We start from the raw sequence: 17,300 nt of genomic DNA, 5'->3' as shown, positions 1-17,300 counted from the left end.
GCCGACGCGCGCCCATGAGAGGACTCTGGGCGTACACGGTGATTCGTCGGAGCGCTCCGCCCTGCGCGCGGGGCGGACGCCCTTCCGAGTGACAGGTTGGCGCGAGGGGATCGCGCGCCCAGCGTTTCCGGTCCGGGCATGGGGGAGTATGTCGAATCATAACGATACATTGTCCAGGCGAAAGTTCGTCGCGGTCACGGGGGGCGTCAGCCTCGGCATCATTGCATTCGGCCATGCCCTTCCGGGCGTGGCGAAGGCGGAAACGCCGGACCAGGGCGATTTCGACTTCATCGTCTGCGGGACGGGCTCCGGCGGTGCGATCGTGATCAACCGCCTGGTCAACGAGGGATTCAAGGTGCTCGCGCTGGAGGCGGGCATCGACATGCCGACGCCGAACGCTCGGCGGGCGGAGGGCACGCAAAGCACGTTCGACGACTACGAGTCGAAGGATTGGCCCTACGTCGGGGAGCCGGAAACGACCGGCTACGGGTTCCAGGTCCCGATGGGGGATCAGGCGATGGGCAAGATGGTCGGGGGTAGCAGCCACCATTACGGCATGGTGTGTTATCGGGCCGCCCCCGAGGACTACGACGAGTGGGACCATTACCTGCGCGACGGCGCCGGAAGCCTGGGCAACCTCCAGTTCGTCGGCACGAACATCGTTTCGGGCAACAACTTCACGTCGGAGCTGAAAGCGGGCGACTACATCCGCCTCGACCAAGATGGCCAGCCCTTCCGGGTCGTCGATATCATCGATGACGAGCACCTCCAGATCGACCCGGGAGGGCTCCCCGTCCCCACCGGCTCGGGGCCCGGGACCAAGCTTACGCCCTGGAACCGCAGCTCGATGCTCACCCACTATAAAAAGGCGGAGAACGACATCGACATCGAGCACCCCGCGATCGATCCGAGCACCCACAGCGGCACCGGGTACATCGAGATCGGTCGGATCGGCGGACCGCTGCTCGGTGATACCCGCCCGAACGTCACGACCCCGCGCATCAATCCGGTGCTGATAGATATCGTCCAATCGCTGACGAATTCGGCCGCCCACGACAAGCTGCCGCTAGATTTCGTCGACGACATCAACGATTGGAACTTCCTCGCGAACACGACGAACAACTTCCACAAGGCCCCGCTCGGCTACGTCGGCTTCGACAGCCAGGGAAACCCGGTCGCGGGCGGGCGCCAGTCCCTGAGCTTCCACCGCGTCGACAAGTACGACGAGCGCCGGAGCGCCCTGATCGTCGCCATCGACCCGGTGCGCGACAAGCCAAACCTCAAGCTCGAGAGCCAGGCGGTCGTGAACCGCGTGCTCTTCGTGAAGAAGCCCGGCGGCGGCCTCCAGACGGCGGGCGTCGAATACCTTCAGAACCAGAATGGCGTGTGGGTGATGAAGACCGCCCTCTGCCCGAACGTCATCCTTGCCGCGGGCCCCTATGGGACGCCCGCGATCCTGCTGCGATCGGGCGTGGGGGATCCCAAACGCATGCCGAAAGGGACGCCCTTGCTTCACAAGTTGCCCGGCGTCGGCGCGAACATCTTGCAGCACGTCGGAATCAACATCGTGTACCGCACGAGGAGGGACCTGCCGCTGATGTTCCAGGGCCTCACGTACGGCGGGCGCCTGCGGACGGACCAGGTGCGGACGGACCCCAAGTTCAGGGTCGGCAATCCGCCGACGTTGTTCGACGAATCGCCGGAGATCGTCTACCTCCTCTCGACCGGCAACAACGACCTCGCGAACGCGAAGATCAACGTCTTCGACCATGGGCTGGCTGCAAAGCGCGCCATCCGGACCAACTACAAGCGGCTCGTGCGGATGGGCGTGGCCAACTACAAGCCGCGCTCGCGTGGCCGGGGCGTATTCGTGGAATCACCGGATCCGCGGGTGACACCCAAGATTTTCCAGGGGCTCCTGAACGACCCGGCGGCGAAGGACGCCGAGGCGCTCGTCGAAGCTGCGCAGGTCACGCACGCGGCGATGATGGACCCCTCGCAGCCCTTCTTCCAAAACTGGCTCGACCCGAACTTCACCCCGATCGTGCCGACGACGGTACAGCAGCTCCATCCAATGGTCTCGGGGCATTTCCACGCCAGCGGTACCTGCGGCATGGGTCCGGCCAGCAATCCAATGGCCGTGTGCGACGAGCAGGCCCGCGTGTACGGTATCGAGGGCCTTCGTATCGCGGACTGCAGCATCTTCCCCACGCACGTCCGAGCGAACAACCACCTCCCGATCACGGCACACGCCGACCTGATCGCCGACATGATCATCGCAGACGAAAGCGCATAGAAGGAGGTCGTCATGTCACAAGATGGTCAGCTCTCTCCGTTCTTCTCGCTGAACGTGCCCATGTGGAGCCCGGGGCATCTCCCCGCTTTCATCCGCGGGCTGAAGCTCAAAGAAGACGGCGCTGTGACGTTCAAGCCGAGCAAGGGCACGCTGACGAGCATCGGCCCGAGCATGAATGCCTTTGCCAGCATCATCATCCCGGCCGATCCCGACGTGCCGGGCGACAAACCCGCGGGCGCGCTCGCTCCCGCGAGTGGTCAACCGACCAAATCCTTCCACGAGCACATGATCCTGATCATTCAGACGAGGAACGTCCCCGCGATCGGCGTCAGGGTCACGACGGACGACGCGCTCGCCGTCATCGCCGAGCTCGACGCGCACGCGGACAAGGACTTCAACAGGGCCACGTTCGCCCAGTTGACGAACGCCCAGCAGCAGGGCCTCGTCAATGCGCTGCTGGGCGGCACGCTCACGGCGCTGACGGTCAAGGGGAAGCCGCAGGACGCATCGCTCGTGCTCCAATCCCTCGGCCGATTGCTGGTCGTCATCGTCAAGATCGCCTACTGGACGAATTACCCGGAGCACAGGGTCCGCGATACCCCGCTAGGGTGGGGTCCGGGCCCACTGCTGTTCTCCGATCCGGCCAACCTGATCACCAGCCCCAACGACATCAATACCGTCACCGGCTTCGATTACCTCGGCTGGCACTTTCCGCTCCGGAAAGGGGTCGAGGACAAATACGGTCTTGCGTTCATCGAAGCCGATGTCCCGGCCAACGCCGCGGACTCCGAGGACGCGCTCGCCGAGCTCCTGGCGAAGGATCTGGCGCGGACGCTGATCCTCGACCCGTAAAGCGTCCGCTGCCGGACGTTGAGCGCCTGGCGGTAGGCTCTGGTTGCCTCACGCAAGCGCCTCGCGGCGCGCTCGAGCCGGCTGCGCTTCCGGGTGCCGGGGATCGGGACGACGGTCACCGCGTGGACACGCGCGCGCCCGTGAACCCAGGCCAGCGCGAGCTCTGCCGCCGTGACGCCCCGCGCGGCGGAGACCTCCGGCGTCTCGGCCCTGTCGACATGCTCGTCGTCGGGCGCGAACACAGCCCCCGCGGAGGCGAGTTCCGACTCCGCTATGCCCTCCACACTTGCCCGCGCGCCTCTCCCCATGATTCCATCCGGCGCCATGACCAGTCCCCAATTCGATCCCGTCAAGGGCAAGCAAGCCTTCGAGGCGCTCCTCCCTCGCTACCAGACAATGCCCGTCGAATCCCTGGCCGTCGTCAATGCCGACGCGGGCCTCGCCGCCGTCGCCGCGCTCGGCCTCGCCGCGCGCGCGAGCGAGCCGAAGCTTTGGGCCCGCTACAAGAGCCTGCCTTCGAGCGAATTCGACGCCGCCCTCGTCGAGCTGCTCCCCACCGCCGCCTGGGCGTGCTGGTATGCCGCGACGGAGGATCAGAAGGCCCGCACCCTCTCCACCGAGGGAAAACTCCCGGCCGAGCTCGTGCAGAAGGCCCTCGGCATCGAGGCACGCATGCAGGCCCTTTGTGAGTACCATTTGAATGACCACCCCGAGGTCGGCCCCTATCTCGCCATGCTGCGCGCGGGCACCGGCCACCGCGACCTTGCCGCCGATTTGCTCGGGTATGCCACCGTGTATCGAGACCATTATGACGCCCTCAAGGACGACAAGAAGCACTTCCGCGCGACCGACGCCGACGACGCCGTGAAGGCCGCGGAGGAGATCCTCGCGAACCTCGGCGCTCGGCTCGGCCCGGAGGCGCGCGTGGCCGCCGATCACCTCGCCCGCGCCTTCACGCTCTTGCTCGATACCTACGAGGAAGTCGCCGCGACGGGCCGATGGCTCTTGCGCCACGAGCCGACCCCAGAAAAGACCTTCCCCTCCCTGTACAGCGTGATCCGCTCCCGCGCAGGCGGCCGAGGCAAGAAGAAGCCCGAGCCGCCCCCGGCAGGACCCGCCGGAGGCTGAAAAACCCCCCCGGACGGGCTGCGGACGGCTTTCAGGGGCTGAGAAACCCCTCGGACGAAGGAAGCGTTGCACGCGCCCCTCTGCATCGAGCTCGCTCGCTGGTCTTCGCGAGGCAGGGCGTCCGCTCGGAGACGAGAGAGCCTGCTTGGCCGAGCCCCCGCGGGCGTGGTGACGCGCGACGAAGAAGGATTGCAGCGATTGACAGTTGTCCATGCCACACGGATAAATGGCGCGGACCACTGCCATGCGGCGCAGCAACAATCCATCTTATACGCAGTCTTCCATGAGTGGGCCTCGGACTGCGGATCCGGACTTTCGGACCCTCTTCGAGTCCGCCCCCGGGCTCTACCTCGTCGTCGAACCCGATGCGCCTCGGTACACGATCGTCGCGGTCAGCGATGCTTATGCGCGCGCGACGATGACGAGGCGCGAACAAATACTTGGTCGCGGTATTTTTGAGGTATTCCCTGCCAACCCGGCGACGTCGGAGCAAGGCGCTACTGCCGTCCGGAACCTCGGCGCGTCCCTCGAGCGGGTGCTCCGTCGGCGAGTCCCGGATACAATGCCCATTCAGCAGTACGACATCCGCCGGCCTGATGAGGAAGGGGGCGGATTCGAAGAGCGATGGTGGTCCCAGGTCAACTGCCCGGTCTTCGGGCCCGACGGCGAGCTCATCTATGTCACGCATCGCGTCGAGGACGTCACGGAGTTCGTCCGCGTCAAGCAAGCTGGCCTCGAAGCGCAAAGGCTGACCGCCGACCTTCGTATCCAAGCGGAGAACATGGAGGCCGAGATCTTCCAGCGAGGACAGGAGATCACGGAGGCCAACCGGCAGCTCGTGCGCGCCAATGAGGAGATCACGCGGCTCTACGAGAAGACCAAGGAGCTCGACCGGCTCAAGTCCGAGTTCTTCGCGAGCGTCAGCCATGAGCTTCGCACGCCGCTCACGCTGATCCTCGGGCCCACGCAGCGTCTCCTCGATGCACCCGAGATCAGCCCGGCTCTTCGTCGCGACATCGAGGTCATCGAACGCAATGCACGCACGCTTCACCACCACGTCGATGATCTGCTCGACGTCGCAAAGATCGACGCTGGCCGAATGACGCTCGAATATTGCGAGATCGATCTGGCGCGATTGCTCCGCTTCGTCGCCAGCCATTTCGAGGTGCTGGCCAAGGAGAAGGACATCGCATTCACGGTCGAGGCAGAGGTCGCGCTCCGGGCGGAGGTCGACGCGGACAAAATGCAGCGGGTCCTCCTCAACTTGCTCTCGAACGCATTCAAATTCACTCCTGTCAGTGGGAGCATCCGCGCGAGCTTGCGACAGATTCCCGAGGATCGCATGGTCATCGAGGTGGCGGACAGCGGTCCCGGCGTTCCCGTTGACAAGCGAGAAGCTGTATTCGAACGCTTCCGCCAGCTGGATGGCGGAGCTACACGGCGGTTTGGTGGGACGGGCCTGGGCCTCGCGATCGCGCGGGATTTCATCGCCCTGCACCACGGCGCGATCTCCGTCTCCGAAGCGCCCGAAGGTGGAGCCTTGTTCACGGTGGAGCTGCCCCGACGAGCCCCGCCCGAAGCCGTCGTGCGGCCCCGGGCGGCCGATGTACCGTCGGGGGGGCCTGTGCCGGCAGTGGTATCGCAGGCGGCCTTCGAGCTTCACGGTGGGCCTCCGGCCGAGGTCGTCGGAGCGCCGGAAGGCGCGCTCGTGCTCGTGGTGGAAGACAACCGCGAAATGAGCGGATTCATCATCGAAAGCCTGGCGTCCGATCATCGCGTCGTGGCGGCGTTCGATGGCACGGAGGGCCTGCGAAAAGCGCTGGAGCTCAAGCCCGACCTCGTCCTCTGCGACATCATGATGCCGGAGCTGAGCGGCGACGCGCTCGTGCGCGCGATCCGCTCCCACCGCGAGCTCGATGGGATCCCCATCGTGCTCCTCACGGCGAAGTCGGATGACGAGCTACGGGTGAAGCTCTTGCGCGAGGGCGCCCAGGATTACATCACAAAACCTTTTACCGTCGACGAGCTGCGCGCTCGTATTGACAATCTCATCGCCGGAAAGAGAGGGCTCGAAGCCCAGGCACGGCTCGCGGTGCTCGTCGAGCAGGCGCCGGACGGCATTTTCGTCGCCGACCTCGAGGGTCGCTATACCGATGCGAACACCGCTGGCTGCCGCATGCTCGGGTATGCCCGCGAGGAGATCATCGGAAAGACCATGGTTGATTTCATACCCCCGCGAGACGTCCCCCGGCTCTCGCATGCCAAGGAACAGCTTCTCGCGGGGGCCGTGGAGGTCGCCGAGTGGAGGCTACGGACCAAGGGGGGGGCCTACTTGCCGGTCGAGGTGAGCGCCAGGTTCCTCCCCGACGGTCGATGGCAGAGCCTGGTTCGTGACATCAGCGAGCGAAAGCGCGCCGAGGAGGCGCTCCGCGCGTCGGAGGCGAGGTTCGCGGGCCTGATCTCGATCGCCGCCGACGCCATCATTTCGTTCGACCAGGACCAACGGATCCACATTTTCAATGAAGGTGCCGAGCAAATCTTCGGCTGGAAGCGCGAGGAGATCCTCGGCCAGCCCGTGGATGTCTTGATCCCGGAAGGGCTGAGAAAGCGCCATCAGCAGCACGTTCGCGACTTCGCGAAGACCCCGCTGAAGGCACGAAAGATGTCCGAGCGTGAAACCATTTGGGCGCTCCGCAAGGACGGCGTGGAGTTCCCCGCAGAAGGAGCCATTTCCAAGCTCGACGTGGAAGGCGTGCCTCTCTTCACCATCATCCTCCGCGATATCACCGAGCGCAAGGAGGTCGAAAAGGAGCAGCGGCTCCTCTTGAACGTCGGCGCCGTTCTGGCCTCGAGCCTCGATTACGACCAGACCGTGGACAGCCTGGTGAGCCTCGTCGTCCGCCATCTGGCGGACTGCTGCATCGCGGAGCTCATGAACGAGGACGGGGGGCGTCGCTTCAAGGTCGCACATGCGGATCCCGAAAAGGCAACGGTCGCGGATGCTCTCCAGCGGCTCGAGCTCGATCGAGGGGGTCCGCACCTCGTTTCGAGGGTCTTCGAGACCAGACAGCCGCTTCTCGTCAACGAGGTGACGCCCGAGTACTTGGAATCGATCGCGCAGAGCGAGGAGCACCTGCGGGTGCTGCGCGAGCTCGATCCGAAATCCCTCATCGGCGTGCCGCTGATTGCCCATGGGAATCTCGTGGGTGCCCTCCTTCTCGTCAGCACGACGGCGGCCCGGTACGCCGCGCGGGAGCTTGCCGTGGCCCAGGAGCTTTCGCACCGAGCCGCCTTGGCCGTGGAGAACGCGTGCCTCTTCCGCAACGCCCAGCGAGCCATCAGGGTACGCGACGATACGCTCGGTACCGTCGCGCACGACCTCCGCAATCCGCTGAACGCCATCCTCGTCCACGCGGAGCTCCTGCGGCGTGCGCGGGAACCAGGGATCTCTCGACGCGGGGAGTCGATTCAGCGTGCCGCGCTGCGAATGAATCGTCTCATCCAGGATCTCCTCGACGTGGCTCGCGTCGACGCGGGGCAGCTCTCCGTCATGCGTGGCTCTATCCCCGCCGACAAGGTTGCCATCGAGGCGGTGGAGGCACAGAGACCGTTTGCACGCGAATGCTCGCTGGAGCTCGACCTCGATGTGGCGGCAGAGCTTCCTGAAATATGGGCGGATCACGATCGCGTCTTGCAGGTTTTCGAGAACCTCATCGGCAATGCCATCAAATTCACTGCAGCGGGCGGACGGATTCACGTGGGTGCGGCTCGGCGGGAGCAAGCGGTGCTCTTCTGGGTCACGGATACGGGCGCGGGGATTCCCATGCAACAGATCCCGCACCTCTTCGATCGATTCTGGCAGGCAAAGGAGGCCGGGCGCGGCGGCGCCGGCCTGGGCCTGTCGATCGTCAAGGGCCTCGTCGAGGCACACGGCGGAAGAATCTGGGCGGAAAGCACGGTCGGGGTGGGCAGCACGTTCTTCTTCACCATTCCAATCACGAAAACTGCGCCATCGTGACTCTCCGGCGTCTTTCAGGCGGCGCACGGCGAGCTCTTTCGCGGCCTCGACGCAGACGGAGCGAGGCGCATGCGTGACCGCGGTCGTGCTCATCGCTCGAAGATCATGGGCACGTCACCGCATTGTCAAGTCTGGCTTTACAGGCCATCCGCATTTGGCCGTCTACTCGGCATGACTCGCGTGCCGCATGTTCCTTGCGTGCCCCGGTGGCCTGTTGAGGCATAGCGCCGGACCCGTACCAAGGAAGGACGTGAGACATGCGAGGAGCCGTTCTGCACGGTGCGCGCGACGTTCGCTTCGAAAAGCTCGACGCGCCCCGAATCAAGGAGCCCACCGATGCCATTCTTCGCCTTTCGGCAAGCTGCATCTGCGGTTCCGACCTGTGGCCCTATCGCGGCATCCAGCCGACGACCGCGCCCAGGGCGATGGGGCACGAATACTGCGGCATCGTCGAGGAGGTCGGCCGCGGCGTGACGTCGGTGAGGCCGGGGCAGTTCGTGATCGGTTCGTTCTTCGCGTCCGACAACACGTGCCCGCATTGCAAGGCCGGGTATCAGACGTCCTGTGAGCATTCTCAGCCCGTGGGCGGCGCGCAGGCGCCGATGTTGCGCGTGCCGCTCGCGGACGGAACGTTGGTCGCGACACGCGAGGTGCCCTCGGCCGAGCTGATCCCGAGCATGCTCGCAGCGTCCGACGTCCTCGGCACGGGCTGGTTCGCGGCCGATGCGGCGAACGTGAAGCCCGGCACGACGGTCGTCGTCGTCGGCGATGGCGCCGTCGGTCTCCTCGGCGTCCTCGCGGCAAAGCAGCTCGGAGCAGAGCGGATCATCGTGATGAGCCGTCACGAGCCGCGGCAGAAGCTCGCGCGCGAGTTCGGCGCGACGGACATCGTGACCGAGCGCGAGGACGAAGGCATCGCTCGTATCCAAGAGCTCACGAAAGGAATCGGAGCGGACGCCGTCCTCGAATGCGTTGGAACTTCCGAGTCGATGACGCAAGCGATCGGCTGCGCGCGCCCGGGCGGATACGTGAGCTACGTCGGCGTTCCGCACGGCGTAAAGCTCGATGCCCAGAAGCTGTTTTTCACGCACGTGCATCTGCATGGCGGACCAGCGCCGGTGCGTCGCTACCTGCCCCGGCTCATCGAGCTGGTCGAGAAGGGCTCGATCGAGCCAGGAAAGGTCTTCGATCTGACGCTTCCGCTCGACAAGGTCGCAGAGGGATATCGCGCAATGGACGAGCGGCGCGCGATCAAGACGCTCCTGCGCGTGTGAAGGGCGCGGTTCACCTGAGCCGCAGAAGGAAACATGCAGTCATGGTTACGATGAACGAGAAGAGAAGCTTCGAGGGAAAGGTCGCGTTCGTGACCGGGGGCGCGAGCGGCATCGGCCGCGCGGCGGCGCTGGCGTTCGCCGCCGAGGGTGCGAGCGTGGTGGTCGCCGACGTGTCGGACGAGGGCAACCAGGAAACGGCCCGCATGATCGAGGAACGAGGCGGACGAGCGTTCGCCGTCCGCTGCGACGTCACGCGAGCCGAGGACATCAAGGCGGCGCTCGACAAAACCGTCGAAGCGTTCGGGCGATTGGATTTCGCGTTCAACAACGCCGGCGTCGAGCCGAAGGGTTTGGTCCCGACCGCGGAGATGCAACCGGAGGAGTGGGACCGGATCATGAACATCGACCTCCGCGGTGTCTTCCTGTGCATGAAGTACGAGATTCCGCGGATGCTCGAGCACGGTGGCGGCGCGATCGTGAACACTTCGTCCGGTGCCGGGGTCATCGGCATCAAAGGCAGCCCCGCGTATACCGCCGCAAAGCACGGCGTGATCGGCCTCACCCGAGCGGCGGCCCTCGATTACGCCGCGCAGAACATTCGTATCAACGCCGTCTGCCCTGGATACATCGACACTCCGATGATGGCTCGCTACACCGGCGGCACCGCCGAGGGCCGCTCGAAGGTGATCTCCGAGGAACCTGTCGGAAGGATGGGTCGGCCCGAAGAGATCGCCGCGACGGTCGTTTGGATGTGCTCGGACGCGGCGGCCTTCATGATCGGGCACGCGCTGGTCGTCGACGGTGGCCAGACGATCACCTAGAGCATCGACCGGTTCGATGCACGGAAGATCGCGAAGCGCTCTTCCCTCGGGGGGTGAATCGGCCGGGCTTTGCCCGGACGAGAGGGGGACGCGAGGCGTCCCCCTCGGGACAAGAGAGCTAGAACATCGAGCGGTTGCAAACCGATCGATGTTCTAGCGAGCTCGCCACGTTTTTCCGCGATTACCTCCTCGTCCGCGGCGACCACGTCGAGGCCCGCGCGCACCTACCGCGGCTCCCGGCGGGCGGGCTGGACACAATAAGATCACCGTGAGGTTCTCGCGGCTCGACGAGTCCGGCCGATGTTCCTCACGTGATCTGCGTGATGACCAAAGGGGGACCACCATGAAGAGAAAGACGCAACGGAACCGGGGCACCAAAGAGCAGGGCGCGCCCTCCGAGGCCCAGCCGATCCTCGACCAGCGAGGGCGGGAGATTCAGCCTTACGGCACCTTGGTCTACTACCCGATCGACGTGAATGAAAAAGCGAAGATCGAGAATGTCGCGGCGCTGAACCAGCTCCTCAGCGACACCATGGCGCTCCGCGACATGTACAAGAAGCACCACTGGCAGGTCTCGGGGCCGACTTTCTATCAATTGCACCTCCTCTTCGACAAGCACTACGAAGAGCAGGTCCGGCTCATGGATCTCATCGCCGAGCGCGTGCAGACGCTCGGCGGGATCGCCGTGGCCATGCCGCACGACGTCGCCGAGATGACGCGAATCGAACGCCCGCCGCGCGGTCGCGAGCAGGTGCCTGTCCAGCTCTCGCGGCTCATCGAGGCGCACACACAGGTGATCAAGCAGGCGCGCGCGGCCGCTCGGCTCGCGGTGAAGAACGGCGACGACACCACCAACAACCTGCTCACCAGCGACGTGCTCCCGGCGAACGAGATGCAGGTGTGGTTTTTGTCCGAGCACCTCGTCGACACGCCACTGGTGAAGGCGCGGTGAACGGATCGAAGAACGCTCGCTTTTCCAGCGAGCGAGCCCCGCCGGCCCCGGCAGGACCCGCCGGAGGCTGAAAAACCCCCCCCGGCAGGCTGTCGACGGGCGTCTCGGGGCTCCCAAACCCCCCTTCCCGGGTCGGGAACAGGCGCCAGAGGGCTAAAAAACCCCCCCGGACGGGCTGCGGGCAGCTTCCGAGGGCTGAGAAACCCCCTCGGAGGGGCTGCGGACGGCTTCCGGGGGCTGAGAAACCCCTCTCAATCGTCGCCCGCGCCGCGTTTTTTCGTGCGCAACGTCGCGATCCCTGCCCCGGCGAACAGGAGCCCCACGGCCGAGAGCCCCAGCATGAGCCCGAGGCTCACCGACGGCGGTCTCTCTGCCCGCGCTTGGACGAGCAACGCGTCCGTCGGCTCGGCTGGATCGTACCAGCACGGCACCCGCTTGCCGGGGAGCAGCTCGAGCTTCCTCGCCGCTGCCACGGCGTTGTCGACCTCCATCCCTTCCCAGGAGAACCCGCTCGCGATGAACGTCCCGGCTTGCCCCGGGACGTGCACCCGATAGTCGACCGAAACCCGCGTCTTTCCGGACTTCGGATTCGGATCTCCCCAGACGATGTCCTCGAGCGTGCACGTCGCCTCGGAGAACGTACGCATGCGCGCGAGCCGCTCCGCGCGCCCCTCTGCCTGGCTCCGGAGGATCCACGGCAATACGAGGAGAATGCAGCCGATCACGGTGATCATGATCGCGATTCCCTGCGAAGAGCGGTCACGTTTGCCCATCAGTGCACCTCGCGATGCATGCGCCGCATGATGCGGCAGTGCGCTCTCGATTTCCATCCCCGTGGCTTGACTAACCTCACTCCCTCGACGGATGCTCGATCCGCGATGTCCTTTGCGCCGCGCCTCCTTCCGACCCTGCTCCTCGCCGTCCCGCTCCTCGGATGCGCCACGGCCCTCCCGCCGCCGCCCGATCCCACCTCCCCGACCACCTCCGCGGCGCCGCTCGAAATCGCTGGAGACGCCCCATCACCTCCGCAGGCCCACACCAAGCAGATCGCCGCGGACGATTGCAGCGCCGCCACCGCGCCCCTGCCCGCTCCTTTCCTCGGCCCTGCGCCGCCAGGACTTGCGGCCTGGTATCGCTTCGAGGAGACCGACGGCCCCGTGCTCGACAGCTCCGGCCATGGCCATCACGGCACCGCCACGAGCTCGGGCCTCGTTCGCGGCGCGCCCGGACGCGTGGGACGCGGGCTCTCGTTTTCCGGCGGCCATGTCCGCGTCCCGGCGTCCCCCGGCCTCGACTTCACGACCGCCGCGACCATCGAGCTCTGGGTCCGCATCACCCCGGAGCTCGACAAGCCCCTCACCGTGGGCTCGACCGTCAGCCGCGGGACCGGCGACAGCGACGACAACGTCACCATGCAGGCGTGCTGCGGCGGCATTCAGCTCATCTTCTCGCGAGCGTCCACGGGCACGACGAACGTGGGCAGCGATTGTGGTGTGCTCCCCGTCTGCGCGTGGACCCACGTCGCCTACGTGAACGACGGCCGCACCCTTGCGCTCTACATCAACGGCGCTCTCACCAATACGTACAAAGGCGGCTTCCTCGGCCCGCTCCGGTCCGACCTCTTCATCGGCCGCCGCGAGCAGGGCATCTTCCCGTTCGCCGGCACGATGGACGAGATCCTCTGGTGGCGCGAAGCCCGCAGCCAGCCGCAGATCTGCGGTGACGCGGGCGGGCGCTGGTCGGACGGCCGTTGCCTGCTCCGTCCTTGACAACCCCCGAATTTCCCGTTTGCTTCGAGGCGTGTCGTCGGAGCCGGATCGAGAGGTATACGCGGAGGGCGGCAACTACAGCATGACCCTCGGGGACGGCGTGGCCGCGTGCCGCGTCTGGCGCCGGCCCGACGTGAGCCGCGAGGTCGGCGCGGCCTACGCGCGCGAGATGGTCGGCGTGTTCCAGCGCATCGCCCGCGAGCCCACCGCGCGCGTGCGTGGCGCCGTCCTGGACCTTCGCGAGGTCACGATCGCCTGGGGCCCCACCACGGATGCCGCGCTCGGGGAGATGTTCGGCGCGCTCGAAGGGGCCTCGCGGCGGATCGCGCTGGTCTCCGCGGACGACGCCCTCCAGATGATGAGCCTCCAGAGACTCCTCAAGGCGCACGCGCCGAAGTTCGGCCGCGTCTTCGTCATCCCCGCGGACGCCTTCCGCTGGGCCGGCTCGTTCCGTCAGGGAATCGGCTGACGGGCCTCGAAGATCGTTTCGAACGTCCGCGGCGCCCGCCGCTTGCGCATGCACCGCGTCTCGCCGCGCAAAAAACACACGGTGATGGCGCGCCGCGGCCGGTCCGTCGTGTTCGTCCCCGACCGGTGCCACACGTCATTGTGGATGAGCATCGCCTCCCCGGCGCGCGCGGGCACGAGCACGGAATGCGCCTCGGCTTCGGCTTTGCGCGTCACGTCGTCCGGGATCACCCCGCCGAGGGGTGTCGCGAGCCCGCCGAGATGCGACCTCGGCACGATCTCCACGCACCCCGCCTCGGCCGGCGCGTCGTCGAGCGCGGTCCAGATCTGCACGAGCGGCGCTCGATCAAGCCCCCAAAAACTCCCTCCATCCTGGTGCCACGGCAGCGCCGTCCCCGCCCGCGCCGCCTTGTTGAACAGGACCGCGCGATAGAGCGAGACAGACCCATCGGTCATGGCCCGCGTGATCCGCTCGAAGAGCGCATTGCCGAGGAAAGCTCGAAAGATGGGATCCTTCTCCAGCTTTTCGAGCTTCCGATAATGGATCGAGGGGCCGATCCACCCTTTCCCGTGCTTCAGGTCCTCGTATCGCCCGCTCTCCGCGTCGTGCTGGAAAAACAGCCCTTCGTGCACGACACGCCCGAGCATGAGGTCATCGGCCCGCGCGGCGAGCGTGGTGATGCCTTCGTCCGAGAGCACGCGCCCGAGCCGCGCGAACCCGACCTCCGCGAGCTCGGCGAGGGCCGCCTCCACAGACGCCGCCGAGGCCTCCTTCGCGAGGAAATTCATCGCGCGTAACTCGCGTCGGTCCCCTGGAAATCGCGGTAGAGCTCGTTCACCCTCTGCCGCGCCTCGGCGGGCAGCTCCTTCGCGCAGGCGTCGATCGCGGCGTCGAGGTGCGCGATCGACCCGGGCCCGACGAGGATCGAATCCACGCCCGGCGTCCCCGCGACGTAAGCGTAGGCGAGCTCGACGAGCGTCATCCCGTGGCTCTCGGCGACCTCGCGATAGGCGGAGGCGAGCTCGAAGAACCGGTCGGTCCAGTACCTTCGCTGATACAGCGGATTCTTCTCGAACCGCGACCCCTTCGTCGGCTCGGCGGAAGGCGCGTGCTTGCCCGAGAGCAGCCCTCCTGCGAGCGGATTGTACACGGTCGAGTGCAGCCCGTACTTCTTCGTGAACCGGAAATATTCGAGATCGAGCTGGCGGATGAGCACGTTGTAAAGCACCTGTGACATCACGGGCCTCGGCATGCCGTGCTGCGCGGCGAGGTGGAACATCTCGAGCACCTGCCAGGAGGCGTAATTCGACACGGCCCACGCTCGGATCTTCCCGGACGCGAGCAGTGTCTGCACGGCGTCGAGCGTCTCCTCGATGGGCGTCGCGGGATCCGGCACGTGGAGGTAATACACGTCGACGAACTCCATCCCGAGCCGCCCAAGGCTCTCGTCGATGGCGGCGAGCACCCGCGCTCGGGAAAGCCCCTCGGGCTTGCCGGCGGTCCGCCCGAACCCGACCTTCGTCGCGACGAGGGCCTGGTCGCGCCGCCCGGCGAGCGCCTTGCCCAGGATCCGCTCGGCGTTTCCATCGACGTAGGCGTTCGCGGTATCGAAGAGGGTGAGCCCGCGATCGAGCGCGTGATGCACGAGCCGGATGCTCTCGTCTTCGGGCGTACGCTTGCCGAAGTTCATCGTGCCCACGGCGAGGAGGGGCTTTTCCGACGGGTCACGCGGGCGGGTCCAGGGCGCGAGGAGGGAGGACATGGGCGGGAGGCGTAGCGCAAGGGCGGCCGGAGGCAAAGAGCGTGTCAGCTCCCGCCCGGCACCCGCACCCCCGGCACCCGCACCCCCGGCCGAGGCTCCTCCCGCCACCACAAGTCCGGCGGATACACCCGGTTCCACCAATCCGGCGCCGCGCACCGGATCCGCATGCACATGGGCAAACACCGTCCCATCGCGCACATCCGCAGGCACCGCTCGCAAATGCCTTGCGCGAAGAGCGCATCCGACGCCTCCTCGAGCACCTCGCTCTCCGCGTCGACCTCCTCCGCATCCTCCGCGCGTGCCTCAACGCCCGCGCCGACCACCACCGCCCCCATCACCCAGGCCAGCACCCACGGACGCATTCTCATCGGGCACCTCCCCTCGGATTTCCTGGGGCCCCGGCGGCCAGCGTCAACCGCGCGCTACTTCCGTTCCACGATGCTCGCCTTCCACGCGCCGTCCTCGAACCAGTGCCGCTCCTGCGCCGTGACGAACGATCCCATCGCCGTGCGGTTCACGACGAGCACGGGAGGCCGGCCCGGCGGGGCCTCGATGCTCGAGCTCTCGTAACAGCCGTGCGTGACCGGCTTGGCCTTCAACATCGCCCCGACGCCGGGCGTGCCCGCGGCGGGCCGACGCTCCACCACGCGCCCCTCGTGCGGCACGAGGCGCCCGTCCTGGATGCGAAAGAACGCGTGCCCGTCGCCGCACCAGCAGCTCGCGAGGCATCGAACGCGCTCGATCGTCTCGATCAGCACCGCCCCCGGGCCCATCGTTCGCAGCTCGACGTCGAGCTCCGGCCAGAAGCGCTCGACCTGCAGCGTGGTGCCCTTCTCGTCGATCAGCTCCACCCGGCTCGGGAGCAAATCGCAGGGCGGCAGGACAGGGTGCGTGCCGACGCGCACGGCCCCGGGCCGCGTCAGGCGCGAATCCTCGAGCACGCGGAGCTTCCCGGCGCCGCCGTGCGCCCCGAGGTCCACGGGGAACGTCCGCCAGGTGGCATAAAGCCTGGTATCAGGCGAGGGAATCGGCGGAGGCTTTTCAGGGTCGCAGGATTGAATTTCGGCCGCGCCCGTGTCCGCGTTCGGAGGGGCAGCGCTCGGCGGAGGCGCGGGAGACGGTGCGGGGGACGGCGCGGGCGTCACGACGGCCGAGGGCGGGCTGCTCGGCGCGCTCGCGGCGGCGTCGCTGGGGGTCGCTCTCGACGCGTCCTCGTGCGTGCAGCCGAGGAGCAGCGTGACGAGAAGAAGCGCGCGCGTGTCCCACGAAGCGGCAAGCAGCATCCCGCAGGCGACGCCGGGGCCCCGGCGCCTATTCGGGGCATCGTCATTGCATCGGCCCTCGACGTGTACCCGCTCGCTACAGTGCTCGTGCCGCTCTCCGCTGCCGTCGCGCTCTTCTCGTACGCTCACGCCCTCGCCTATGCGCCGGACGATACCGGCGACCTGGCGACCATGCACGTCTATTTCTCGACCCCTCTCCCCAAACGCATCGATTTGCTCCTCGATGGCAAGCCCTGCGTCTCGATTTCCTCGTCACGAGGGACATGCACGGTTACGGCCACGCCGACATCCGCGTGTTACGTATACGAGCTCGCGCTCTCTCCAAACGGTTGCTTCGACGAGGAGGGCGGGAAGCTCGTGACCTTCCAGGTTCACCCCGAGCATCGACCACGTGTCTCCGCGCCCTACACGATGGTGGCGCGATTCTGGACCGAAGAGGGCATCACGATGCGCGCGGGGAGAACCGCCCAGGACTTCTACGTCCCGCAGCCCGGGAACGCACGGGTTTACTACGGCGTCGTGCACTTCTGACTTTTCTTGGGGGCGTCGCGCCGGGGCGCCGCCCCGGACCCCGCGGGGGCTGTTCGCCCCTCGACCCGAACCAGGGCAAGCCCTGGACCATTTGGGGAAGAACTGCGCGATGCGCAGTTCTTCCCACAGGCCGGTGGCAAGACCA

At 66.7% G+C, this 17,300-nt stretch carries 15 protein-coding genes; 10 read left to right on the top strand and 5 right to left on the bottom strand.

Annotation, left to right across the window (positions count from 1 at the left end; genetic code table 11):
* The first annotated feature begins 169 nt into the window (after positions 1-169).
* The 7 genes from KEG38_RS42185 to KEG38_RS42155 all read left to right on the top strand — a co-directional run bounded on the left by KEG38_RS42185 (position 170) and on the right by KEG38_RS42155 (position 11,341).
* Positions 170-2,296 (top strand): GMC family oxidoreductase, encoded by a 2,127-nt coding sequence (locus tag KEG38_RS42185; RefSeq protein ID WP_272426333.1) that lies wholly within the window; start codon positions 170-172, stop codon positions 2,294-2,296.
* A 12-nt stretch (positions 2,297-2,308) separates the two neighbouring features.
* Positions 2,309-3,148 (top strand): gluconate 2-dehydrogenase subunit 3 family protein, encoded by an 840-nt coding sequence (locus KEG38_RS42180; RefSeq protein WP_272426332.1) that lies wholly within the window; start codon positions 2,309-2,311, stop codon positions 3,146-3,148.
* 324 nt (positions 3,149-3,472) lie between these two features.
* Positions 3,473-4,276, top strand: coding sequence for a hypothetical protein (locus KEG38_RS42175; protein WP_272426331.1), 804 nt, complete (start codon positions 3,473-3,475; stop codon positions 4,274-4,276).
* Between the two features lie 226 nt (positions 4,277-4,502).
* A complete protein-coding gene (locus KEG38_RS42170; RefSeq protein WP_308215653.1) occupies positions 4,503-8,294 on the top strand; it encodes an ATP-binding protein in 3,792 nt (1,263 codons plus the stop codon).
* 257 nt (positions 8,295-8,551) lie between these two features.
* Positions 8,552-9,568: a zinc-dependent alcohol dehydrogenase family protein gene (locus tag KEG38_RS42165; protein WP_272426329.1), complete on the top strand. Its 1,017-nt coding sequence runs from the start codon at positions 8,552-8,554 to the stop codon at positions 9,566-9,568.
* Positions 9,569-9,618: 50 nt separating this feature from the next.
* A complete protein-coding gene (locus KEG38_RS42160) occupies positions 9,619-10,389 on the top strand; it encodes an SDR family oxidoreductase (RefSeq protein WP_272426328.1) in 771 nt (256 codons plus the stop codon).
* A gap of 343 nt (positions 10,390-10,732) precedes the next feature.
* On the top strand, positions 10,733-11,341 hold the full coding sequence (locus KEG38_RS42155; RefSeq protein WP_272426325.1) for a Dps family protein: 609 nt from the start codon (positions 10,733-10,735) through the stop codon (positions 11,339-11,341).
* A 251-nt stretch (positions 11,342-11,592) separates the two neighbouring features.
* Here the strand turns inward: KEG38_RS42155 and KEG38_RS42150 are convergent, their stop codons facing one another.
* Positions 11,593-12,114, bottom strand: a complete 522-nt coding sequence (locus KEG38_RS42150) for a DUF3592 domain-containing protein (protein ID WP_272426324.1) — start codon at positions 12,112-12,114, stop codon at positions 11,593-11,595.
* A 105-nt stretch (positions 12,115-12,219) separates the two neighbouring features.
* Between KEG38_RS42150 and KEG38_RS42145 the strand changes: the two genes are divergently transcribed.
* A complete protein-coding gene (locus KEG38_RS42145) occupies positions 12,220-13,110 on the top strand; it encodes a LamG domain-containing protein (RefSeq protein WP_272426323.1) in 891 nt (296 codons plus the stop codon).
* A gap of 31 nt (positions 13,111-13,141) precedes the next feature.
* Entirely contained in the window at positions 13,142-13,579 is a 438-nt protein-coding gene (locus tag KEG38_RS42140; protein ID WP_272426321.1) for a hypothetical protein, read from the top strand.
* Here the strand turns inward: KEG38_RS42140 and KEG38_RS42135 are convergent.
* From KEG38_RS42135 to KEG38_RS42120, 4 genes are read right to left on the bottom strand one after another with little or no spacing between them, the layout of a single operon-like run.
* Positions 13,564-14,367, bottom strand: a complete 804-nt coding sequence (locus KEG38_RS42135) for a phytanoyl-CoA dioxygenase family protein (RefSeq protein WP_272426320.1) — start codon at positions 14,365-14,367, stop codon at positions 13,564-13,566. The two genes, KEG38_RS42140 and KEG38_RS42135, sit on opposite strands and share 16 nt — an antisense overlap.
* Positions 14,364-15,341, bottom strand: coding sequence for an aldo/keto reductase (locus KEG38_RS42130; RefSeq protein ID WP_272426319.1), 978 nt, complete (start codon positions 15,339-15,341; stop codon positions 14,364-14,366). Before KEG38_RS42130 ends, KEG38_RS42135 begins: the two co-directional genes overlap by 4 nt.
* A gap of 44 nt (positions 15,342-15,385) precedes the next feature.
* On the bottom strand, positions 15,386-15,709 hold the full coding sequence (locus KEG38_RS42125; protein WP_272426317.1) for a hypothetical protein: 324 nt from the start codon (positions 15,707-15,709) through the stop codon (positions 15,386-15,388).
* Between the two features lie 54 nt (positions 15,710-15,763).
* The gene (locus KEG38_RS42120) at positions 15,764-16,624 is read right to left on the bottom strand and encodes a hypothetical protein (protein ID WP_272426315.1); all 861 of its coding nucleotides are present in this window, start codon (positions 16,622-16,624) and stop codon (positions 15,764-15,766) included.
* A 63-nt stretch (positions 16,625-16,687) separates the two neighbouring features.
* Here KEG38_RS42120 and KEG38_RS42115 point away from each other — a divergent pair, with 63 nt between their 5' ends.
* On the top strand, positions 16,688-17,155 hold the full coding sequence (locus KEG38_RS42115; protein WP_272426313.1) for a hypothetical protein: 468 nt from the start codon (positions 16,688-16,690) through the stop codon (positions 17,153-17,155).
* Positions 17,156-17,300 lie beyond the last annotated feature (145 nt).

This window comes from Polyangium jinanense (assembly GCF_028435265.1).
Taxonomy (GTDB): domain Bacteria; phylum Myxococcota_A; class Polyangia; order Polyangiales; family Polyangiaceae; genus Polyangium; species Polyangium jinanense.
This window is presented reverse-complemented; position numbering and strand designations above follow the sequence as displayed.